At 63.9% G+C, this 20,882-nt stretch carries 19 protein-coding genes and 1 pseudogene; 18 read left to right on the forward strand and 2 right to left on the reverse strand.

What is annotated here, in order from left to right; all coding sequences use genetic code 11:
* Nucleotides 1-16: 16 nt before the first annotated feature.
* From ftsA to hemB, 14 genes are all read left to right on the forward strand, one after another.
* Nucleotides 17-1,246 (forward strand): cell division protein FtsA, encoded by a 1,230-nt coding sequence (gene ftsA / locus IPF49_13810; GenBank protein ID MBK6288681.1) that lies wholly within the window; start codon nucleotides 17-19, stop codon nucleotides 1,244-1,246.
* A 35-nt stretch (nucleotides 1,247-1,281) separates the two neighbouring features.
* Nucleotides 1,282-2,436: a cell division protein FtsZ gene (gene ftsZ, locus IPF49_13815; protein ID MBK6288682.1), complete on the forward strand. Its 1,155-nt coding sequence runs from the start codon at nucleotides 1,282-1,284 to the stop codon at nucleotides 2,434-2,436.
* Between the two features lie 65 nt (nucleotides 2,437-2,501).
* A complete protein-coding gene (locus IPF49_13820; protein ID MBK6288683.1) occupies nucleotides 2,502-2,741 on the forward strand; it encodes a UDP-3-O-acyl-N-acetylglucosamine deacetylase in 240 nt (79 codons plus the stop codon).
* 201 nt (nucleotides 2,742-2,942) lie between these two features.
* Nucleotides 2,943-3,872 carry a M23 family metallopeptidase gene (locus IPF49_13825; protein MBK6288684.1) on the forward strand — a complete coding sequence of 310 codons (930 nt, stop codon included), beginning with the start codon at nucleotides 2,943-2,945 and terminating at the stop codon, nucleotides 3,870-3,872.
* 191 nt (nucleotides 3,873-4,063) lie between these two features.
* Complete coding sequence (secA, locus tag IPF49_13830) at nucleotides 4,064-6,811, forward strand: preprotein translocase subunit SecA (GenBank protein MBK6288685.1); 2,748 nt, start codon at nucleotides 4,064-4,066, stop codon at nucleotides 6,809-6,811.
* Between the two features lie 12 nt (nucleotides 6,812-6,823).
* Nucleotides 6,824-8,050 carry a bifunctional glutamate N-acetyltransferase/amino-acid acetyltransferase ArgJ gene (argJ, locus tag IPF49_13835; protein ID MBK6288686.1) on the forward strand — a complete coding sequence of 409 codons (1,227 nt, stop codon included), beginning with the start codon at nucleotides 6,824-6,826 and terminating at the stop codon, nucleotides 8,048-8,050.
* A 50-nt stretch (nucleotides 8,051-8,100) separates the two neighbouring features.
* Entirely contained in the window at nucleotides 8,101-8,481 is a 381-nt protein-coding gene (mutT, locus tag IPF49_13840; protein ID MBK6288687.1) for an 8-oxo-dGTP diphosphatase MutT, read from the forward strand.
* A gap of 24 nt (nucleotides 8,482-8,505) precedes the next feature.
* Complete coding sequence (locus IPF49_13845; GenBank protein MBK6288688.1) at nucleotides 8,506-9,825, forward strand: acyl-CoA dehydrogenase family protein; 1,320 nt, start codon at nucleotides 8,506-8,508, stop codon at nucleotides 9,823-9,825.
* Nucleotides 9,826-9,840: 15 nt separating this feature from the next.
* A complete protein-coding gene (locus IPF49_13850; protein MBK6288689.1) occupies nucleotides 9,841-10,881 on the forward strand; it encodes a phosphotransferase family protein in 1,041 nt (346 codons plus the stop codon).
* 70 nt (nucleotides 10,882-10,951) lie between these two features.
* Entirely contained in the window at nucleotides 10,952-11,551 is a 600-nt protein-coding gene (locus IPF49_13855; protein ID MBK6288690.1) for a LemA family protein, read from the forward strand.
* Between the two features lie 8 nt (nucleotides 11,552-11,559).
* A complete protein-coding gene (locus tag IPF49_13860) occupies nucleotides 11,560-13,461 on the forward strand; it encodes a M48 family metallopeptidase (GenBank protein ID MBK6288691.1) in 1,902 nt (633 codons plus the stop codon).
* A 69-nt stretch (nucleotides 13,462-13,530) separates the two neighbouring features.
* Entirely contained in the window at nucleotides 13,531-13,944 is a 414-nt protein-coding gene (locus tag IPF49_13865; GenBank protein ID MBK6288692.1) for a biopolymer transporter ExbD, read from the forward strand.
* 73 nt (nucleotides 13,945-14,017) lie between these two features.
* Complete coding sequence (locus IPF49_13870) at nucleotides 14,018-14,284, forward strand: DUF4404 family protein (protein ID MBK6288693.1); 267 nt, start codon at nucleotides 14,018-14,020, stop codon at nucleotides 14,282-14,284.
* Between the two features lie 32 nt (nucleotides 14,285-14,316).
* The gene (hemB, locus tag IPF49_13875) at nucleotides 14,317-15,291 is read left to right on the forward strand and encodes a porphobilinogen synthase (GenBank protein ID MBK6288694.1); all 975 of its coding nucleotides are present in this window, start codon (nucleotides 14,317-14,319) and stop codon (nucleotides 15,289-15,291) included.
* Between the two features lie 13 nt (nucleotides 15,292-15,304).
* On the opposite strand, the gene IPF49_13880 is transcribed toward hemB, so the two are convergent.
* Nucleotides 15,305-17,038 carry a proline--tRNA ligase gene (locus IPF49_13880; GenBank protein ID MBK6288695.1) on the reverse strand — a complete coding sequence of 578 codons (1,734 nt, stop codon included), beginning with the start codon at nucleotides 17,036-17,038 and terminating at the stop codon, nucleotides 15,305-15,307.
* A gap of 103 nt (nucleotides 17,039-17,141) precedes the next feature.
* Here IPF49_13880 and IPF49_13885 point away from each other — a divergent pair.
* Nucleotides 17,142-17,282: pseudogene (locus IPF49_13885) on the forward strand (HIT family protein).
* Nucleotides 17,283-17,413: 131 nt separating this feature from the next.
* On the opposite strand, the gene IPF49_13890 reads toward IPF49_13885, so the two are convergent.
* Nucleotides 17,414-17,854 carry an HU family DNA-binding protein gene (locus tag IPF49_13890; GenBank protein ID MBK6288696.1) on the reverse strand — a complete coding sequence of 147 codons (441 nt, stop codon included), beginning with the start codon at nucleotides 17,852-17,854 and terminating at the stop codon, nucleotides 17,414-17,416.
* Between the two features lie 359 nt (nucleotides 17,855-18,213).
* Here IPF49_13890 and IPF49_13895 point away from each other — a divergent pair, with 359 nt between their 5' ends.
* Genes IPF49_13895 through ruvC form a run of 3 tightly spaced genes read left to right on the forward strand, consistent with a single transcriptional unit; the run spans nucleotide 18,214 to nucleotide 20,863 of the window.
* Nucleotides 18,214-18,543, forward strand: a complete 330-nt coding sequence (locus IPF49_13895; protein MBK6288697.1) for a zinc ribbon domain-containing protein — start codon at nucleotides 18,214-18,216, stop codon at nucleotides 18,541-18,543.
* Between the two features lie 36 nt (nucleotides 18,544-18,579).
* Complete coding sequence (gene aspS, locus IPF49_13900) at nucleotides 18,580-20,343, forward strand: aspartate--tRNA ligase (protein ID MBK6288698.1); 1,764 nt, start codon at nucleotides 18,580-18,582, stop codon at nucleotides 20,341-20,343.
* 1 nt (nucleotide 20,344) lies between these two features.
* Nucleotides 20,345-20,863, forward strand: coding sequence for a crossover junction endodeoxyribonuclease RuvC (gene ruvC, locus IPF49_13905; GenBank protein MBK6288699.1), 519 nt, complete (start codon nucleotides 20,345-20,347; stop codon nucleotides 20,861-20,863).
* The last annotated feature ends 19 nt before the right edge of the window (nucleotides 20,864-20,882 follow it).

The following is a 20,882-nucleotide window of genomic DNA, read 5'->3' on the forward strand; positions in this document are numbered from 1 at the left end:
GACGAGGAATGAAATGATGGGCAGTACGTCGAGCGGGAAAATGATCGTCGGTCTCGATATCGGAACGTCGAAGGTCGTCGCGATCGTGGGTGAGGTGGCCGGCGATGGCGGGTTGAAGATCGTGGGCCTCGGTTCGCACCAGTCGCGGGGCCTGAAGAAAGGCGTGGTGGTCAATATCGAGTCGACGGTGCAGTCGATACAGCGCGCCGTGGAGGAAGCCGAGCTGATGGCGGGTTGCCAGATTCACTCGGTCTACGCGGGAATCGCCGGCAGTCATATTCGCAGCCTCAACTCGCATGGCATCGTGGCGATCCGTGATCGCGAGGTGTACGCCCACGACGTGGAGCGTGTCATCGACGCGGCGCAGGCCGTGGCGATACCTGCGGACCAGAAGATCCTGCATATCCTGCCCCAGGAATACGTGATCGACAGCCAGGAGGGCATCAAGGAGCCTCTGGGCATGTCGGGCGTGCGCCTGGAGGCAAAAGTACATCTCGTGACCTGTGCGGTGAATGCGGCGCAGAACATCGAGAAATGCATCCAGCGCTGCGGGCTCGAAGTCGAGGACATCATTCTCGAGCAGCTGGCATCTAGCTACGCGGTGTTGACTGATGACGAACGCGAGCTCGGTGTTTGCCTGGTGGATATCGGTGGCGGTACCACCGATATCGCGATCTTTACCGAAGGCGCCATCCGCCACACCGGGGTGATCCCGATTGCCGGTGACCAGGTGACCAACGATATCGCGATGGCGCTGCGGACTCCGACCCAGTACGCGGAGGAAATCAAGATCCGTTACGCCTGCGCGCTGGCGCAGCTCGCCGGCGCCGATCAGACCATCAAGGTACCCGGTGTCGGCGAGCGCGGCGCACGCGAACTGTCACGCCAGGCGCTCGCGGAGGTCGTGGAGCCGCGCTACGACGAATTGTTCACGCTGGTGCAGGCCGAGATTCGCCGTAGCGGATTCGAGGAGCTGCTGGCCGGAGGCATCGTGATCACCGGAGGCACCTCGAAGATGGAGGGGGCCGTGGAGCTGGCCGAGGAGATCTTCCATATGCCCGTTCGGATCGGGGTGCCTGCGGGCGCGCAGGGCATGCTCGATATCGTCAAGAACCCGATTTATTCCACTGCCGTCGGCTTGCTGTTGTTCGGATTGAAGCAGCACAACACCGGCGGCACGGGCAAGGAGGCCGCGGGACGCGGCCTGGTACGCAAGATGAAGCAATGGTTTCAGGGCAATTTCTGATTTTTTGATCGTTAAACCGCAGAGGGGTGATAGCCATGTTTGAATTAGTAGACAACGTGCCGAAAAGCGCAGTGATCAAGGTGATCGGCGTAGGGGGTGGCGGAGGAAATGCCGTCAAACACATGATCGGGGGCAACGTGGACGGAGTGGATTTCATCTGCGCCAATACCGATGCACAGGCGCTCTCGGATATCGCCACGCGCACCGTGCTGCAACTCGGCTCCGGAATCACCAAGGGGCTGGGGGCCGGCGCCAATCCGGAAATCGGCCGCCAGGCCGCGCTGGAGGATCGCGACCGGATCGAGGAAGTGCTGACCGGGGCGGATATGGTGTTCATCACCGCGGGCATGGGTGGGGGTACCGGCACCGGCGCGGCGCCAATCGTCGCGGAGATTGCCCGCAGCATGGGGATCCTCACGGTTGCGGTGGTGACGCGTCCGTTCAAGTTCGAGGGCAAGAAGCGCGCGGCGATTGCCGACGAGGGGCTTGCCGAGCTGCAGCAGCACGTCGATTCGCTGATCACGATCCCCAACGAGAAACTGCAGAGCGTGCTGGGCAAGAACACCAGCCTTCTCGATGCCTTCAAGGCGACCAACGACGTGCTGCTCGGTGCGGTGCAGGGTATTGCCGATCTGATCATCCGTCCGGGCATGATCAACGTCGATTTCGCCGATGTGCGGACCGTGATGTCCGAGATGGGGATGGCGATGATGGGTACCGGCGTGGCGTGCGGCGAGAATCGTGCCCGCGAGGCGGCGGAGGCGGCGATCCGCAGTCCGCTGCTGGAGGATATAAACCTGCAAGGCGCACGGGGTATTTTGGTCAACATCACCTCGGGCCCCGATCTTACGCTTGGCGAGTTCGAGGAGGTTGGCGATACGGTGGAAGAGTTCGCCTCGGATAACGCGACCGTGGTCGTCGGGACCGTTATTGATCCGGAAATGAGCGGCGAGATAAAGGTTACCGTCGTGGCCACCGGTCTTGGTGACCCGACGCGCGAGCAGGCAGTCAGGCTGGTCAAGCCGCAAGCTGCGGGCGGCACGCCGGATTACCGCGTCTATGACGCTCCGGCGGTAACGCGTCAACCGCGGCGTGGCGAGGTGCCGGCGCGGCCCAAGATGGCGGTCGGTGCGGACACCGGTTCGGATTATCTGGATATCCCGGCTTTCCTGCGTCGCCAGGCGGACTGAAACCGGGCCGCAGCGCTTGCGCTCCCGGCCGCAATTTGCCGGGGGGCAGGGATTTGGAGCAGGCAATGCAGAACACGCTGAAAAAAGCGGTCGGTGCCAGCGGCGTCGGCCTGCGTTCCGGTGAGCCCGTAAATCTGCGGCCCGCACCGCCCGGTACCGGTAACGACAACGTGAGCTTCGATCTTGCGCGGGACTCCTTTGCCCGGGATATCCGCCGGGCGCGAACTTTCGGCTTCTTGAGCGAAGTGGAGAATCTGCGTTCCCGCGGCCCGGGATATCGTCGGGTACTGCGGGCGGGCCGATAGCCCTCATGCGGGTGCGGGTGCGCTGGCAAGCGCCTGGGGCTGAAACGCGATACAGGTAGCTGGCACCTGGCGGTTCGGCAAATAATGACCCCGGTAAAATTGCCACTATTGGCTTTTCTGTGGCATAGTCGGCGCGCACTCTGTTTTATTTGTCATCCGGATCGTGCAAAAAATAAGCAGTTTGGAATTGATCCTGTTTTCATGAAAGTCATTTTTCTCAGCGACAGCACCGCGCGTTCGACGACTCTCGAGATGCCGGTCAGTGCCCGCTGGCTGGTGCCGGTTGCGTTTTTTCTTTGCCTGTTTCTTGCCGCCGCGATCGGCTACGGCCTGGCGCTGCCGCGCACAACACCGCTGCCGGCCGAACTGGTAGCTACCTGGCAGGATGAAGTGGCCCGGCTCGGTCGCAGCGCTGACGAACTGCGCGAGCGCAACGCACTCGAGAGTCGTGCCTACGCCACGCACATGGCGACCCTGCAGGCCCGACTGCTGCGCATGGAGGCGGTAGGCCAACGCCTGGCCAGTGCCGCGAGCCTCGATGGCGGCGAGTTTGATTTCGACCAGGAACCGGCGCTCGGTGGTCCGTTCAGCGCCGAAACCGGTTCGATCGAAGGGAGCGAACTCGGGCGCTCGCTGGATCGGCTCGCGGCACAGATCGGGGATCGCGAACGGCAATTGGATGTGCTCGAGCGCTTGCTGGACAACCGCACCCTGGCCAGCGAGGTGTCGCTGGGCGGGCGACCGATCGCGAGCGGCTATCTTTCCTCGCGCTTCGGCACCCGTGCCGATCCGTTCGATGGTCGTGCGGCGTGGCATAAAGGCGTGGATTTCACGGCCAGGGCAGGTACCGATGTGCTGGCGGTCGCGCCGGGGGTGGTTACCTGGGCCGGCTACGACAAGGATTACGGCAATCTGGTCGAGATCCGGCACAGTGACGGTTATCGCACCCGCTACGCACACAACAGCGAATATCTGGTCAAGCCCGGCGATCTGATCAGGAAGGGGCAGGTAATTGCCAAGGTCGGACGCAGCGGGCGTGCCACTGGCGCTCATCTGCATTTCGAAGTGCTTGCCGATGGTCGACCAGTCAACCCCCTGCAGTACATCAGCACGGCGCGCAGCGGGGGATGAGCGCCGCAGCGGCGCTTCGGTAATTCTGCGGAGCACTGATGCAGGCGCGATCCGCCCCCATACTTCGGTATATAATTTGTCCCCGCTGAAATCCGCCTCCGCGGGGAGGCTCCCTGTCGGGTGTTCCCGCGATCGGGAATACCGCACATCCAGGCCGATTCGTCGCGCCACGCTGGAATACTGCAAGCAATATGGTTCTCAAGTTCCTCCGCAAAATCGTCGGTACCAAGAACGACCGCGAGCTGAAGCGCATGAGCCGGATAGTGGCTCGCGTCAACGCCCTCGAACCGCAATTCGAGGCCATGGATGACGCGGCATTGCGTGCGCTCACGCCGCGTTTTCGCGAGCGCGTTGCCGCGGGCGAGACGCTCGACCAGCTGTTGCCCGAAGCGTTTGCCGCCGTTCGCGAGGCGAGCAGGCGCACGCTCGGAATGCGCCATTTCGATATGCAGCTCGTGGGTGGCCTGACGCTGCACGAGGGGCGTATTGCCGAGATGCGGACCGGCGAGGGCAAGACCCTGGTGGCGACATTGCCCGTCTACCTGAACGCATTGGCGGGTACCGGTGTGCATGTGGTCACGGTGAATGATTACCTGGCACGGCGCGATGCGCACTGGATGGAGCCGGTCTATCGCTTTCTCGGCATGACGGTGGGCGTGATACTTCCCAACCAGGACCTGGAGAGCAAGCGCCACGGTTATGCCGCGGACATCACCTACGGCACCAACAACGAATTCGGTTTCGATTACCTGCGCGACAACATGGTCTTCAGCCTCGAAGACAAGATGCAGCGGGCCCTCAATTTCGCGATAGTCGACGAAGTCGATTCGATCCTGATCGACGAGGCACGCACGCCGTTGATCATTTCGGGCGCGGCCGAGGACAGCTCGCGCCTCTACAAGCGGATCAACGCGCTGGTGCCGCGTTTGCGGCGCGGCGAGCTGCCACCGGACGCGGACAAGGACTTTGTACCTGAAGGGCATTTCACCGTCGACGAAAAGACGCGCCAGGTGGAGCTGACCGAAGAGGGGCACCGCCTGATCGAGGAAATGCTGATCAGCGAGGAACTGTTGCCCGAGGGCGAGAGCCTCTATCACGCGATGAACCTCGGCTTGCTGCATCATGTCAACACGGCGTTGCGCGCCCAATACCTGTTCCAGCGTGACGTGGAGTACATCGTCCAGAATGGCCAGGTGGTGCTGATCGACGAGCACACCGGGCGCACCATGCAGGGGCGGCGGCTCTCGGAGGGCCTGCACCAGGCGATCGAGGCCAAGGAGGGCGTGCACATCCAGTCGGAGAGCCAGACGCTCGCATCCACGACCTTCCAGAACTACTTCCGGCTCTACGACAAGCTCGCGGGAATGACCGGCACCGCCGATACCGAGGCGTTCGAATTCCGCCAGATCTATGGTCTCGACGTGGTCGTGATTCCGACCAACAAGCCCTGCATCCGCAAGGATCTCAATGACCTCGTATACCTCAGCAAGGAAGAGAAGTTCGAGGCGGTGGTCAGCGATATCCAGGAATGCATGGAGAAAGGGGCGCCGGTGCTGGTCGGAACCGCGTCGATCGAAACCTCCGAGGAACTGTCTGCTTTCCTGGGCAGGAAAAAAATCGCGCACCAGGTACTGAACGCGAAATACCACGAACGCGAAGCCGAAATCATCAGCCAGGCCGGGCGTCCGGCAACGGTCACCATCGCCACCAACATGGCCGGTCGCGGTACCGACATCGTGCTCGGCGGCAATCTCGAGGTGGAACTCGCCGCCCTGAAAGACGCCTCGGCGGAACAGCTTGCGGCGTTGCGCGCGGAATGGCAGGAGCGCCACCGCAAGGTGCTCGAGGCCGGCGGTTTGCACATCATCGGCACCGAGCGTCATGAATCGCGCCGCATCGACAACCAGCTGCGCGGCAGGGCGGGCCGTCAGGGCGATCCGGGGATGTCGCGCTTCTATCTTTCGCTGGAAGACAATCTGATGCGCATTTTCGCATCGGAGCGGGTGAAGGGTTTCATGCAGCGACTCGGCATGCAGCGCGGCGAAGCCATCGAGCACCGCATGGTCAGCAATGCGATCGAGAAAGCGCAGCGCAAGGTCGAGGGACGCAATTTCGACATCCGCAAGCAATTGCTCGAATTCGACGATGTGGCCAACGACCAGCGCCGCGTGGTCTACCAGCAGCGTAACGAATTGCTCGGTTCGACCGACGTGAGCGACACGATCGCGCGCATCCGTGCCGATGTCGTGAATGGCGTGATCGACCAGTTCATTGCGCCGCAGAGCCTCGAGGAGCAATGGCAGATCGCGGGCCTGGAGGAGCATCTGCTGGCCGAGTACGGTCTGGCGCTGCCGGTTGCACGCTGGCTGGAGGAGGAAAGCGGGCTCGAGGAACAGTCGCTGCGCACGCGTATCGTCGATGCGGTAGGCAGCAGTTACGCGGAAAAGGTTGCGCCGCTCGGGGCCGAGATCTACAAGCTCGAGCGCCACATCATGCTGCAGGTGCTCGATACGCTGTGGAAGGATCATCTCGCGGCCATGGATGCCCTGCGCCAGGGTATCCACCTGCGAGCCTACGCCGCGCGCAATCCCAAGCAGGAATACAAGCGCGAGGCCTTCAAGCTGTTCGAGGAACTGCTGGACAACATCAAGTACGAAGTGGTGCGCTTCCTGTCGAAGGTGCAGGTGCGCACCGAACAGGAGGTCGAGGACATGGAGCGTCAGCAGCGCGAGGCCCAGGAGCGCCAGAGCCAGAATGCGCGTTATATGCATGCTGCCGCGCCGGAACTGGCCGCGGATCCGCAACCCGAAGAAGCCGCGCCGCCCGAACCCGAGCCCGTCGCACCTTTCGTGCGCGAGACGCGCAAGGTGGGGCGCAACGAGGCATGCCCCTGCGGGTCGGGAAAGAAATACAAGCAATGCCACGGACAGATCAGCTGAGGAAATACGCGCATGGCGGTAGGTGCGGGCTCCCGATTTCCGCTGGATCCGGTCGCGGGCATCCGCCTTGGAACCGCCTGCGCCGGCATCAGGAAACCCGGCCGGCGGGACCTGGTGGTCCTGGAACTCGCGCAGGGTAGTTGTGTCGCGGGCAGTTTTACCCGCAATGCATTCTGCGCGGCGCCGGTGACGCTGGCCAGGCAGTACCTGGAGCAGGCACCGTGTTCGGTGCGTTACCTGCTGATCAATACCGGAAACGCCAACGCCGGAACCGGAGCGCGCGGGCTCGCCGATGCCCGGCTTTGCTGTGCGGAGCTTGCGCGCCATGCCGGGGTCGATGCCCGGTCCGTTCTGCCCTTCTCTACCGGTGTCATCGGTGAACCGCTGCCGACCGGGCCGCTGATCGATGGCATCCCCGCAGCGCTTGCCGCGCTCGATGAAAATTCCTGGCAGGCAGCGGCCGAGGGTATCATGACCACCGACACGCGTCCCAAGGGGGCGAGCCGGCGTGTTGTGTGCGATGGCCATCAGCTCACGCTGAGCGGCATCGCCAAGGGCGCGGGCATGATCCGGCCCGACATGGCGACGATGCTCGCATTCGTTGCGACCGACGCCAGGATCCCGGCATCCGTACTCGACCAGATGCTGGCACGGGCCGTGGCGGACAGTTTCAATTGCATCACCGTGGATGGCGACACATCGACCAACGATGCGTGCATGCTGATCGCGACCGGGCGCAGCGAGGCGCCGGGGTTCGATGATATCGATGACCCGCGCGTCCCGGCTCTGTCCGCGGCGCTGCGCGATCTGTGCATCGAGCTTGCGCAGGGCATCATCCGCGATGCCGAAGGCGCCACCAAGTTTGTTACGGTGCAGGTGGGCGGGGGGCACGACGAGGCCGAATGCAGGCGCGTGGCCTACGCGGTCGCCGAATCGCCGTTGGTCAAGACCGCATTGTTCGCCAGCGACCCCAACTGGGGGCGCATCCTGGCGGCGGTCGGACGTGCCGGTGTCGCGGCGCTCGACGTGATGCGGGTCGTCATCCGCCTCAACGGAACCGTCATCGCGCGCGATGGCGCGCGTGACCCGGAGTATACGGAAGAGAGCGGTCAGCAACTCATGGCAGGCGAGGAAATCGTGATCGGGATCGAGCTGGGGCGAGGCCGTGCCGGAGCGCAGATCTGGACCAGCGATCTCTCGCACGATTATGTGCGCATCAATGCGGAGTATCGCAGCTGAACCCGACCCGGTCGTCGGCGGCGGCGCTGTTGCGGGTGGCGGTCGGCGTGATGATCAATGCGCGTGATGAAGTGCTGATCACCCGCCGCCATGCCCATCTCCACCAGGGAGGACTGTGGGAATTTCCGGGTGGCAAGATCCACGAGGATGAAAGCAGCCACGATGCACTGCGCCGCGAACTCGCCGAAGAGCTCGCGATCCATGTCGAAGCCGCGCAGCCGCTGCTGACCATCGATCACGACTACCCGGATCGCTCGGTGCGTCTGGAAGTGTGGCGGGTGAGCGCGTTTTCCGGAACGCCATGTGCCCTCGAGGGGCAGCCGATGATGTGGCTGCCCGTCGCTGCGCTCGATGCGCAATGCTTTCCGGTAGCGAACGCGCCGATAATCGAGGCGCTGCGCGACCCGTTGCGGCAAATTCGCCGCACCTGATGGCTCGATCCACGGAGAACCGATATGAGCTGGGATTTCAGCACCGAACCGGAATTTGCCGCCGAGCTGGCCTGGATTCGAGAATATATCGACAGCCGCATCCTGGCGCTCGAAATCGCCGGCGAGGGCCTGAACCAGCGCCAGCTCGATGCACTGTGGCAACCGTTCAAGGACGAGGTGCGGGCCCGCGGTTTGTGGGCGCCGCACCTGCCCCCGGAGCACGGTGGCTCGGGAATGGGGCAGGTGCGCCTGGCATTGATGCACGAGGTGCTCGGGCGCAGCACGCTGGCACCGGAGATATTCGGTTGTCAGGCGCCGGATTCGGGCAACGCCGAGCTGCTGGCCGCCGGAGCCAACGAGGCGCAACGCAAGCGCTGGCTGGAACCATTGCTGGCAGGGCGTGTGCGCAGCAGTTTCGCGCTGACCGAGCCGCACAACAGCGGTTCGGATCCCACTGGCATTACCACGCGCTGCGAGCGCGAGGCGGATGAATGGGTGCTGAACGGGCACAAGTGGTTTGCCTCGAATGCCAGCGTCAGCGATTTCATGATCGTGATGGCGGTGACCGATCCCGCTGCACCGGCTCATCGGCGTGCCGCGATGCTGGTGGTGCCGTGTCGCCATCCGGGCGTGCGCCTGCTGCGTGACGCGGGCTCGATGCATCATCCGACCGGCGGTGCACCGGGTGAACTGCTGGAGCGGATCGGCGGACATACGGAGGTGGTGTTCGAGAATTGCCGGGTACCCCTCGATCACATGATCGGTGCGCCGGGCGATGGTTTCGTGCTGGCGCAGAAGCGCCTCGGAGGCGGGCGTATCCATCATGCGATGCGCTGCATCGGGCAGGCCGGGCGGGCTTTCGAGATGATGTGCGAGCGCGCTGTCTCGCGCAGCACGCGTGGCAAGCCGCTCGGCAAGCAGCAGATGATCCAGGACATGATTGCCGAATCCTGCGCCGAGCTCGAGATGAACCGCCTGCTGGTGCTGCACGCGGCCTGGACCATGGACCAGGCGGGCGATCACAGCGAACTCGCACGGCAGCAGATCGCGATGGTCAAGTTCGTGGTTCCGCGCACCCTGCTCGGCATCATCGATCGGGCCATACAGGTGCATGGCGCGCTCGGCTACACCACCGATATGCCGCTCGAGGAAATGTACCGCCTGGCGCGCGCCCTGCGTATTGCCGATGGTGCCGACGAAGTGCACAAGCAGACCGTGGCGCGGGCGGTGCTGACGCACGTGACCGCGGTCAGCGAACCCAGCGAATACCTGCCGACGCGGCGCCGTCGTGCCGCGGAACTTTACGGCGAACGGGTCGCCGCGATCCGCGCCACGATTGCCTGAAACGGGAGCCGATGCATGTCCGATGAGTCATCGCCACGCGGTATCGATACGGCGCGTGTCAGCGAGTGGGTAGAGGCTCATGTCACCGGAGCCCGCGCTCCGTTCGTGTTCCGTCTGATTGCCGCGGGCGGTTCGAATCTCACCTACCTGCTCGAGGATGCACAGGGCGTTCGCCGAATCCTGCGCCGCCCGCCATCGAGCGCGGCACTTGCCACCGCACACGACATGCACCGCGAATGGCGCATCATGAGCGCGCTCGGCGCCCACCAAACCGCGGTGCCGGTGCCGCGGATGATGGCTTTTTGCGACGATTTGTCAGTGACCGGCGAGCGGTTCTACGTGATGGAATTCGTCGAGGGGCTGATACTGCGCGATCGCGCCGGCGCCGCGCACATGGATGCCGACGCCTGCGAGCGCGCGATGCGCTCGCTGGTCGCGACCCAGGCGGCATTGCATACCCTCGATCCGGCGGCGATCGGGCTCGGCGATCTCGGTCGTCACGGTGGCTATGTCGCGCGCCAGCTCGCGCGCTGGCGCCGCCAGGTGGAGTCCTCCGCGACCCGGGATTTGCCGTTGCTGGGACAGATTCATGAACGCCTGGCGGCCAATATTCCCGTCGAGACCTGCAGGCCGGCACTCGCGCACGGCGATTATCGCTTCGACAATACCGTGCTCGGGGCTGATTTCCGGGTTCGCGCGGTGCTCGACTGGGAGCTCTGCACCATCGGTGATCCGGTGGCTGATTTCTTCTGGTCGCTGATGTACTGGGCGGAGCCCGAAGACGGGATTTCGTTTCTTGCGGATTCACCGACGCGCGCGCCACGGTTTCCACGACGCGATGCTGTCATTGCCTGCTACGTCGAGCAGACCGGTTTCGATCTTGGCAACCGCGAGTTCCATATGGCTTTCGGCTGGTGGAAACAGGCCTGCATCGTCGAGGGCGTGTATGCGCGATTGATGAAAGGAGCGGCCGGTGGCATGAAAACGGCTCCGCCGGAACAGGTCGCGGCGATCGTCGAACGGTATCTGGATTGCGCCGCCGCCGCATTGGCCTGATCGGGGCGGGTGCCGCGCGGTGATTTTGGCGCTATAGTCGTGCCCGGTACTGCCAACGGGAGAAGTCCGGATGTCGACAGCAATGCTGGTGTTTCTTGGTCTGTGCGCCGCGCTCGTCGCGTGGGGCGTAGCCATCTACAACTCGCTGGTCGCGCTGGCCAACCGCTATCGCAATGCGTTCGCACAGATCGATGTGCAGCTCAAGCGCCGTTATGACCTGATCCCCAACCTGGTCGAGACCGCCAAGGCCTACCTTGGTCACGAGCGCGAAACGCTTGAAGCCGTGACCAATGCCCGCAATGCGGCGATGGCCGGCCTGGCACGGGCCGCGAAGGACCCGTCCGACGCCGCCGCGATCCAGACGCTTGGCACAGCGGAGACTGCGCTCGGTGGGGCGCTCGGTCGCCTGAGTGTCGCGGTGGAAGCCTATCCCGATCTGAAGGCAAACCAGAACATGATGCAACTGTCCGAGGAGCTGAGCTCGACCGAGAATCGCGTGGCCTTTGCGCGCCAGGCATTCAACGATGCGGTTGCCGCCTACAACACCTGCCGGCAGAGCTTCCCGCAGGTGCTCATCGCCAATCGCTTCGGTCATGCCAAGGATGCCGCGCTGCTCGAAATCGATACGCCGCGCGCGACGCTGCAGGTGGCCCCCAAAGTATCCTTCTGAGCGCAGGCGTGGATTTTTTTGCCGCGCAGGACCAGGCGCGCCGCAACACCCGCTGGTTACTGGTCCTGTTTGGCGGCGCCGTGCTGGCGCTGATCCTGCTCAGCAATCTCGCCATTGCCTTCGGCTTGTGGATGTTCGACGAGCATCTGTTCGGAACCTGGGGAAACGTGGTGCACGCACCCGCCCTCGATCGCGCGTCGCCGTCGCTCGGGCCGCTCGCCTATCTGAGCACCCCACTGATGCTTGGCATCTCGCTGGGAGTGGCAAGCACGGTGGCGCTCGCGAGCCTGTGGAAGTCGGTACAGCTCGCCCATGGTGGCAGGGCGGTTGCCGAGCTGCTCGACGGTGTCCTGGTGTCTCCCGATACCAGCACGCCGGCACGGCGCAGGCTGCTCAACAGCGTCGAGGAATTGGCGATCGCCGCTTCCATCCCGGTGCCGCCGGTATATGTGCTGCCGGAAATGGGTATCAATGCCTTCGCGGCAGGTCATTCCACCGACGATGCGGTGATCGGCATTACCGAGGGTGCGTTGCAACAACTCGACCGTGATGAGCTGCAGGGTGTGCTGGGTCATGAATTCAGCCATATCCTCAACGGTGATATGCGGCTCAATATACGCTTGATGGCATTGCTGCATGGCATCCTGTTCATCGCCTACGCGGGGCGGGTGCTGCTTCAGGGCTCGCGCCGCCCGGTGGTGGCGATACGCGGGCGGCGCGATTCCGCGCTGCCGGTGTTGCTGGTCGGCGCGGCATTGCTTGGCATCGGCTTCGCAGGCGTGCTGTGCGGGCGCCTGATAAAAGCAGGAGTGGCGCGACAACGCGAGTTTCTGGCCGATGCCTCCGCGGTGCAGTTCACCCGCCAGTCTTCGGGACTGGCCAGTGCGCTCAGCAGAATCGGCGGCTTGCAGCAACACGGCTTGCTGCGTGCAGAACGCGCCGAAGAGGCAAGTCACCTGCTGTTCGCCCAGGGTGTGGCGACCCGCTGGTTCGCGACCCATCCGCCGCTGGAAGAGCGCATCCGCCGGGTGGACCCGGCATGGAATGGTCGATTTGCCGCGCCGCGCATGCGGACTGGCGAGGCTTGCGAAACACCGCGAGATGCCCGCTCGTCCGCAACGCCTGCTGCGACAGCGATCGGTGTCGCAGCGTTGGCAACGGCTTTTCCTGGCGGGCGGGAAGAGCCGTACCCGGAGCTGCGGGCAGCGTGCCGCGATATCCGTTCGGCTCCCGCCGTGATCATTTTCTGTCTGCTCGATGCCGGCAGCGACGCGGATGCGGCCCAACTCGCGCTGGTCGAGCAGCGCATGCCGTTGCTGGCGCAGCGGGTGCGCGGGCTGATCGAGCTCGCCGCTGGCCAGTGCGTGGATACGCTCGCATTGCTCGGGCTGTGCATGCCCGCTCTCAAGCAATTGCCGGGCGATGTTCGCGTCGAGCTGTGGGACCTGGTCATGGACCTCGTCGGGCTCGATGGGCGCATCGATCTGCGCGAGATGGTGATCAGTATCTTCCTGCAGCGCCACCTGGTGGCGTCACCGGGCGAGCTGCGCGCGGTTCGTGCGCGTTATTCGAGACTCGAGCAATTGCAGGGACCGATCAGCCTGTTGTTTTCCGGCCTGGCATTTGCCGTCCACCCCGGCACCGACGAAGCCGCGCAAGCGTTCGCGCGCGCGGCCAGCGCGACCCGGCTGGACGGTTTGCGCATGCTCGACAATGCCGCGATCGACTGGCCGTCGCTGTTTTCCGGGATGTGGCGTTTGCGGGCGGCCTATCCATTGCTGAAGCCGCGCATCATCAAGGGTTGCCGTGCGGCTCTGGCCACCGATGGGTTGCCCGAGGGGCAGGCGGGCGAATTGCTGCACCTGGTGGCGGCTGTGCTCGACTGTCCGGCAGGGGCCGCGCAAGCCTGAACCACGCTGGTATCGGTGCGCGTGGCTCCTGTAGAATGAGGCGCAACAGCCACGGGGCGGGGACTGGTCATGGCATCGAGGATTGCGCGCCGCCGCGCGGAGAGCGACGAGTCGGATATCGATCTGACGCCGATGCTCGATGTGGTGTTCATCATGCTGATTTTTTTCATTGTCACGGCTTCCTTCGTCAAGGAAGTCGGCATCCAGGTGACACGGCCGCAGTCACAACAGAGCGAAGCGGATGCCGAGAACAAGAATATCCTGCTGACGGTCACTTCCAGCAATGAAATCTGGATTGCCGACCGGCGCATCGATGTGCGCTCGGTACGCGCCAACGTAGAGCAGCTTCATGCCGAGAATCCGAAGGCGGCGGTGGTGATCCGCGCGCATGATGAATCCGACACCGGGATATTTGCCGGCATTGCCGATCAGGCGCGCGAGGCGGGTGTCTACGATGTCTCGCTCGCCACTTACCGGGAGTAATCACCCCGACGCCACTGCCGCGTTGCGCACATTGGCGCAGGTTTGCCGAACACACCGATCCGGGGTTTGATATATGCCAATCGAAAAACTGCGAGAGAACCTGACACGGCTGCGCGAGGAGATTGCGCGCGCCGATGACGGGGACCGCGATGCCCTTGCCGGGCTGGAGCAGCTTTCGCGCGAGGTCGAAAGGGAGCTCGAGCAGGAGCGCGCGCTGTCCGACCCCGCTGGGCTGGTGCAGGAGTTCGAGCGTTCCATTTCCGGTTTCGAGGCCTCGCATCCGAATCTCAGCGCGATCGTCAACAACGTGCTGATGCTGCTCGGCAGTATCGGGGTTTGATGGCGCGGGCTGTCAGCCCTGGAGGTCGTTGCATGATCGAGCTGCCCTTTCGTTTTCGACGCCTGCGCCGCAGCGAGGGATTGCGCCGGTTGGTGCGGGAGAACGCGCTTGCGACCGATGATCTGATCCTGCCGATATTCGTCGAGGAAAAAATCGGGCAACCGGTGCCGATCATCTCCATGCCCGGGGTGTTTCGCTATCCCGAGGCGATGCTGGGGGAGCGCGTGGCGCGGGCTTGGAGCAAGGGAATCCGTGCCGTCATACTCTTCGGCGTATCCCATCACAAGGATGTCCGCGGCAGCGACAGCTGGAGTCCCGATGGCCTGATGGCGCGCATGATTCGGGCGGCGCGGGCTGCTGCGCCGGACATGGTCGTGATCAGTGACAACTGTTTCTGTGAATATACCGATCATGGTCACTGCGGCGTTGTCGACGGTGAGCAGGTGCTGAACGATGACACGCTGGCGAATCTCGGGCTGCAGGCGCTGGTCGCGGCGCAGGCCGGAGTCGACATGCTGGCGCCCTCGGGCATGATGGACGGCACGGTGCGGACGCTGCGCACGACCCTCGATGCGGCGGGTTTCACCCAGCTTCCGATCATGTCCTATTCGACGAAATTCGCGTCCGCATTTTACGGGCCGTTCCGCGACGCGGTGGACAGCGGTTTCAAGGGCGAGCGCTCCAGCTACCAGATGGATATCGCCAACGGCCGCGAGGCAGTGGCGGAATCGGTGCTCGACGAGGAAGAGGGCGCGGACATCCTGATGGTCAAGCCGGGGATGGCCTACCTCGATGTGTTGCACAGGATTCGCGAGCGCTGCAGCCGACCGTTGGCGGTCTACCAGGTCAGCGGCGAGTACGCGATGATCAAGGCCGCGGTAGCCGCCGGAGTCATGGACGAGCGGGCTCTGGTTCTGGAGACCATGGTGGCGTTTCGCCGCGCCGGAGCCGACCTGGTGCTTACCTATTATGCGGAACAGATAGCCGACTGGCTGCGCGCGGGCTGAATACCGGCCGCGATCAGCCTTTTTGCATGAGGCGGCGCAGTTCGTGCAGCAGTCGCGGCACGATATCCGATACCGCCACTTCCTCCCGATCACCCCCGCCGGCGCGTTGCTTGTACTCGACCATGCCGTTGCCGAGCGAACGCTCGCCGATCACCACCTGGTGCGGGATGCCGATGAGTTCCATGTCGGCGAATTTCACCCCGGGCCGCTCGTCACGGTCATCGAGCAGCACATCGACGCCGGCAGCCATGAGCTGCGCATACAGCGACAGCGCCGCGGTCTTCACGGTTGCCGACTTCTGCATGTTCAGCGGCAGCAACGCCACCGTGAAAGGTGCGATTGCGGCGGGCCAGATGATGCCCTGGGCATCGTTGTTCTGCTCTATCGCGGCCGCCACGATGCGTGACACGCCGATGCCGTAACAGCCCATCGTGAGCGTGCGCTCGCTGCCGGCCTCATCCAGGACCCGTGCGCCGAGCGCCGCGCTGTATTTGTCGCCGAGCTTGAATATATGACCGACCTCGATGCCGCGGCGCACCGTCAGGGTGCCATGCCCATCGGGGCTGGGGTCGCCATCGACCACGTTGCGCAGATCGCACACCTCGGCGGGTACGCAGTCCCGGCCCCAGTTGACTCCGCGCAGGTGATGACCTTCGCGGTTCGCGCCACAAACGAAGTTGCTGACGGCCAATGCGCTGCGATCGACCAGTACCGGTATGCCGATGCCGACCGGTCCCAGCGACCCCGGGCGACATCCCAGCGCGTCCGCGATCGCCGCCTCGTCCGCCAGGCGCAGCGGGGAAGCGACCAGCGGGTGCGACTGCGCCTTTACCGCATTCAACTGGTGGTCGCCGCGCAGCACCAGAGCAACCAGTGCCGGTCCGTCTTCGCAACCGTCCACCACCAGGGTCTTCAGCAGCTGCGATTCGGGCAGTTCGAGCAGTGCCGCCACAGCCGCGATGGTGTGCGCACCGGGTGTGGCGACCAGCGTGTTCTCCTCGAGCGGCGCGCTGCAGTCCGCGGCCGGTGCGAGTGCTTCGGCCTTTTCCACGTTGGCGGCAAACTCGCCGGTGCTGCTGAAGGCAATCGCGTCCTCCCCGGAATCCGCAAGCACGTGGAACTCGTGCGATTCGCTGCCGCCGATGCTGCCGGTGTCGGCGAGCACGGCACGGAATTCGAGCCCGACGCGCTCGAAGATGCGAGTGTAGGCGCGGTACATCGCGCGATAGGTCTCGTCGAGCGAGCTCGCGTCGAGGTGAAAGGAGTAAGCATCCTTCATGATGAATTCGCGGGCCCGCATCACGCCGAAGCGGGGCCGTATCTCGTCACGGAACTTGGTCTGTATCTGATAGAAGTTCACCGGCAGCTGGCGGTAGCTGCGCAACTCGTTGCGGGCAATATCGGTAATGACCTCTTCATGGGTCGGGCCGAGGCAAAAGGGACGCTGGTGACGGTCCGCAAGGCGCAGCAATTCGGGGCCGTACTGTGCCCAGCGCCCCGATTCCTGCCACAGTTCTCCCGGCTGGACCACGGGCATCAACAGCTCCTGTGCACCGCTGCGGTTCATTTCCTCGCGCACGATGGTCTCGACCTTGCGCAACACGCGAAGCCCCATCGGCAACCAGCTGTAGAGGCCCGATGCGAGACGCCGGATCAGGCCCGCCCGCAACATCAGCTGATGGCTGATGACCTCGGCATCGGAGGGAGTTTGCTTGAGGGTCGCGATCAGGATCTGGCTGGCATGCATACGGCTTGTTTTCCGGGGGCGGTTGCGCTTGAGGTCAGAGCGGATTCTACGATTCCATGCACGCAGCGTACAGGCTGCCATGCCGGCGCGGGGGATGGTTCCAATGGCGGAAAATGCCGATGCATTCGTGTTGCATGAGCAACTCGCGCGCGATTGCATCACGCTCGGCGACCTTGCGCTGTGCCGCGTGCTGTTGATGAACGACAGCAACTATCCCTGGATCATCCTGGTGCCGCGGCGCGCCGGCGCTGCCATATACCGAAAAGCAGCTGCGGGAAAATTGCGCCAGCCTGCTGCCGCTGGGGCGAGTCGCGGTATGGAGGCATAAAAAAAACCCCCCGGGATTGCTCGCGGGGGGTTTTCGGCGTGCCTCGATCAGCCCGCCATGTCCTTCAGCTTCTTGAGAGGCCGTATCTTGACGGATACCGACGCGGGCTTCGCCTTGCCCATCGCCATCTCGCCGGTGAACGGGTTCTTGCGCATCCCGGCCTTCACCGCCGGCTTTTTCCGGGTGTTGATCTTCAGCATGCCGGGCAGCACGAACTCGCCGGGGCCGTTCTTGCTGATGTGGCGACCGATGATGCTGCCCAGCTCTTCGATCATTGCGCTGGCCTGCTTGCGCGATACCGCTGCGCGCGCAGTCAGTTCATTCAGGATCTGGGTCTTGCTCCACCGCTCCTTGACGGCGGTCGGCTTTGGCGCTGCGGCGGCCGCAGCTTTCTTCGGGGCTGTCTTGGGCGCAGCCTTTGTTGCAGGGGTCTTGCCAGCAGCTTTCCTGGGAGCTGCCTTGGCGGCTTTCTTTTTTCCAGCGGCCATGTTGATTCCTTCTCGTTTATCAGTGGGTTTGTGGGGTGGCTTCCCGGCCAGGGAAGCCTTCTCAAATGCTGCAATTACGGGACTTTTTGCGTGCTTCGGCGTACAGCGAGCGTATATATAATGCATTCACTTCGGCACGGCAACATCGCAAAGCATTTTTATTGCACCACCATCGCCGGTGCGCTGCCGCGCCAACCGTCCGCGCGGCAGCGGATTTCGATCGCCGCGAGGTGAAAACCGGGACGAGTTGGCTTATTCGCGGCAGCATGGCTGCGGTATAATCGCGCACTTTTTCGGGGACGTCCCTGTTTGCGGCGTGTCCGGATGCATTCACGGGATAACCAGCAGGGGTCGCTCACATGCCCATCTACGAGTATCAGTGCCAGACGTGCGAACACGAACTGGAGAAATTGCAGAAGCTCTCGGATGCTCCGCTCAGCGTCTGCCCCCAATGCGGCGAGGCGGCCCTGAAGAAGAAGATCAGTGCGGCCGGTTTCCGTTTGAAAGGCAGCGGCTGGTACGAGACTGACTTCAAGAGCGGCAGCAAGAAGAACATTGCCGGGGATACTGGTGCGGGCAGCGGCTCGACCCCATCTCCGGGAGGGGGCGAGTCGGCGGCCCCTGCTGCCGCGACCAAGCCGGCCGCAACATCCGGCGGGAGCACCACGACTTCCGCAACGGGCGCCTGAAGCGCGTCGTTCCTGTCTCACCCCCGGAAAACCAGCATGCGCACTCATTATTGCGGCGATATCAGCACGGCGCACGTCGCTCAGGAAGTAACGCTCTGCGGCTGGGCCGATCGCCGGCGCGATCATGGTGGCGTGATCTTCGTCGATCTGCGCGACCGCGAGGGTATCGTGCAGGTGGTGTTCGATCCGGATTCGGGAGAGCATTTCGATACCGCCGACCGGGTGCGCAGTGAATACGTGCTGCGGGTGCGTGGCCGGGTGCGTGCGCGGGGCGAGGGCACGGTGAACCCCGCGATGAAGACGGGTCAGGTGGAGGTCTATGCGCTCGAGGTCGAGATCCTGAATTCCTCGGATACGCCGCCATTCCAGCTGGACGAGCACGTCAGTGTCGGAGAAGAGACCCGTTTGCGGTATCGCTATCTGGACCTGCGCCGCCCGGAGATGCTGAACAACCTGCGTCTGCGCTCCGATGTCACGATGGCGATCCGCAATTTTCTCGGCACGCGCGGCTTCATGGATGTCGAGACGCCGATGCTGACGCGCGCCACCCCCGAGGGCGCGCGCGACTACCTGGTGCCTAGCCGCACCCATCCGGGACGGTTCTTTGCGCTGCCGCAATCGCCGCAATTGTTCAAGCAGCTGTTGATGGTCGCAGGCGTGGATCGTTACTACCAGATCGTGAAGTGCTTTCGCGACGAGGATCTGCGCGCGGATCGCCAACCCGAGTTCACCCAGGTGGATATCGAGTTCTCCTTTGCCGACCAGCAAGAGATCACCAGGGTGTCCGAGGAAATGGTCCGCAGCCTGTTTTCGCAGGTGCTGGGGGTCGAACTGGGCGAGTTCCCGGTTCTCGCGTGGGGCGATGCGATGGAACGGTTCGGCAGCGACAAGCCGGATCTGCGTATTCCGCTCGAACTGGTGGAAGTGCGCGACCTGATGCGCGAGGTCGATTTCCAGGTGTTCTCCGCGCCGGCCAATGATCCGGGGGGAAGAGTGGCCGCGCTCCGGGTTCCCGGCGGTGCGGCGCTGCTGAGCCGCAAGCAGATCGATGATTACACGCGCTTTGTCGGGATCTACGGCGCGCGCGGCCTCGCTTATATCAAGGTCAACGACAGCACCGACCTCGAGGCGGGACTGCAATCGCCGGTGGTCAAGTTCCTGCCCCTGGATGTGCGTCGCGAATTGCTGGCACGTGTGGGTGCTGTCAATGGCGATCTGGTGTTTTTCGGTGCCGACAAGACGCGCATCGTGAACGAGGCGCTGGGTGCCCTGCGTTGCCGGCTTGGTGCGGACCTGAACCTCTATACCTGCAAGTGGGCGCCGTTGTGGGTGGTGGATTTCCCGATGTTCGAGCAAAACGACAAGGGACGCTGGATCGCGCTGCACCATCCGTTTACCCGCCCTGCCTGTGCGCCGGAGGATCTGGTCAGCAACCCTGCCGGAGCGCTCTCGCAGGCCTACGACATGGTGCTGAACGGCACCGAGCTTGGTGGCGGATCGCTGCGTATCCATACGCCCGAGACCCAGCAATCGGTATTCCGCATCCTTGGCATAGGCGAGGAGGAAGCGCGCGAGAAGTTCGGCTTCCTGCTCGATGCGCTGCGTTTCGGCTGCCCGCCGCACGGTGGTCTCGCCTTCGGTCTGGATCGGTTGGTGATGCTGATGACCGATTCGGCCTCGATACGTGACGTCATCGCATTCCCGAAGACACAAAGCGCGAATTGCCTGCTGACCGAGGCGCCGGGCCTGGTGGACGAGGCACAGCTCAAAGAGCTGCATATCCGGCTGCGCGGAGTTTGAGGTGGCGGTGATCCTGGGTGTCGATCCGGGGTCGCGTGTCACCGGTTTCGGGCTGATACGCTCCGAAGGCAGCCGGCTCGAGTACATCAGCAGCGGCTGCATCAGGCTTGGCAGCGAGGAATTGCCGTTGCGCCTGAAGCGCATTTTCGAATGCATGGGCGAGATCATCGAACAGCACGCTCCGGTCGAAGTGGCGGTCGAACAGGTGTTCATGGCGAAGAGCGCGGGTTCGGCGCTGAAGCTCGGACAGGCACGCGGAGCGGCCATCGTGGCCGCGGTGCATCGCGGCCTGCCGGTGTTCGAGTACTCGGCACGCCGCATCAAGCAGTCCGTCGTGGGCACCGGAGCCGCGAACAAGGAGCAGGTGCAGCACATGGTGCGTACCTTGCTGAAGCTTCCCGCGGCACCGCAGGCCGATGCCGCCGATGCACTCGCCGCGGCGCTGTGCCATGCTCACACGCGTCAGAGCCTGGAGCGTCTTCCGGGAGCGGTTGGCACGCGCCGCGGGCGCCTGCGATGAGTCATTCAGGGGCCCCCAG

The organism is Gammaproteobacteria bacterium (genome assembly GCA_016705365.1).
GTDB lineage: Bacteria > Pseudomonadota > Gammaproteobacteria > Pseudomonadales > UBA5518 > UBA5518.

Bases quoted from the DNA above. Each gene is read 5' to 3' on its own strand.
- ftsA (MBK6288681.1), top strand. From the start codon at position 17: ATGGGCAGTACGTCGAGCGGGAAAATGATCGTCGGTCTCGATATCGGA.
- ftsZ (MBK6288682.1), top strand. From the start codon at position 1,282: ATGTTTGAATTAGTAGACAACGTGCCGAAAAGCGCAGTGATCAAGGTG.
- IPF49_13820 (MBK6288683.1), top strand. From the start codon at position 2,502: ATGCAGAACACGCTGAAAAAAGCGGTCGGTGCCAGCGGCGTCGGCCTG.
- IPF49_13825 (MBK6288684.1), top strand. From the start codon at position 2,943: ATGAAAGTCATTTTTCTCAGCGACAGCACCGCGCGTTCGACGACTCTC.
- secA (MBK6288685.1), top strand. From the start codon at position 4,064: ATGGTTCTCAAGTTCCTCCGCAAAATCGTCGGTACCAAGAACGACCGC.
- argJ (MBK6288686.1), top strand. From the start codon at position 6,824: ATGGCGGTAGGTGCGGGCTCCCGATTTCCGCTGGATCCGGTCGCGGGC.
- mutT (MBK6288687.1), top strand. From the start codon at position 8,101: ATGATCAATGCGCGTGATGAAGTGCTGATCACCCGCCGCCATGCCCAT.
- IPF49_13845 (MBK6288688.1), top strand. From the start codon at position 8,506: ATGAGCTGGGATTTCAGCACCGAACCGGAATTTGCCGCCGAGCTGGCC.
- IPF49_13850 (MBK6288689.1), top strand. From the start codon at position 9,841: ATGTCCGATGAGTCATCGCCACGCGGTATCGATACGGCGCGTGTCAGC.
- IPF49_13855 (MBK6288690.1), top strand. From the start codon at position 10,952: ATGTCGACAGCAATGCTGGTGTTTCTTGGTCTGTGCGCCGCGCTCGTC.
- IPF49_13865 (MBK6288692.1), top strand. From the start codon at position 13,531: ATGGCATCGAGGATTGCGCGCCGCCGCGCGGAGAGCGACGAGTCGGAT.
- IPF49_13870 (MBK6288693.1), top strand. From the start codon at position 14,018: ATGCCAATCGAAAAACTGCGAGAGAACCTGACACGGCTGCGCGAGGAG.
- hemB (MBK6288694.1), top strand. From the start codon at position 14,317: ATGATCGAGCTGCCCTTTCGTTTTCGACGCCTGCGCCGCAGCGAGGGA.
- IPF49_13880 (MBK6288695.1), bottom strand. From the start codon at position 17,038: ATGCATGCCAGCCAGATCCTGATCGCGACCCTCAAGCAAACTCCCTCC.
- IPF49_13890 (MBK6288696.1), bottom strand. From the start codon at position 17,854: ATGGCCGCTGGAAAAAAGAAAGCCGCCAAGGCAGCTCCCAGGAAAGCT.
- IPF49_13895 (MBK6288697.1), top strand. From the start codon at position 18,214: ATGCCCATCTACGAGTATCAGTGCCAGACGTGCGAACACGAACTGGAG.
- aspS (MBK6288698.1), top strand. From the start codon at position 18,580: ATGCGCACTCATTATTGCGGCGATATCAGCACGGCGCACGTCGCTCAG.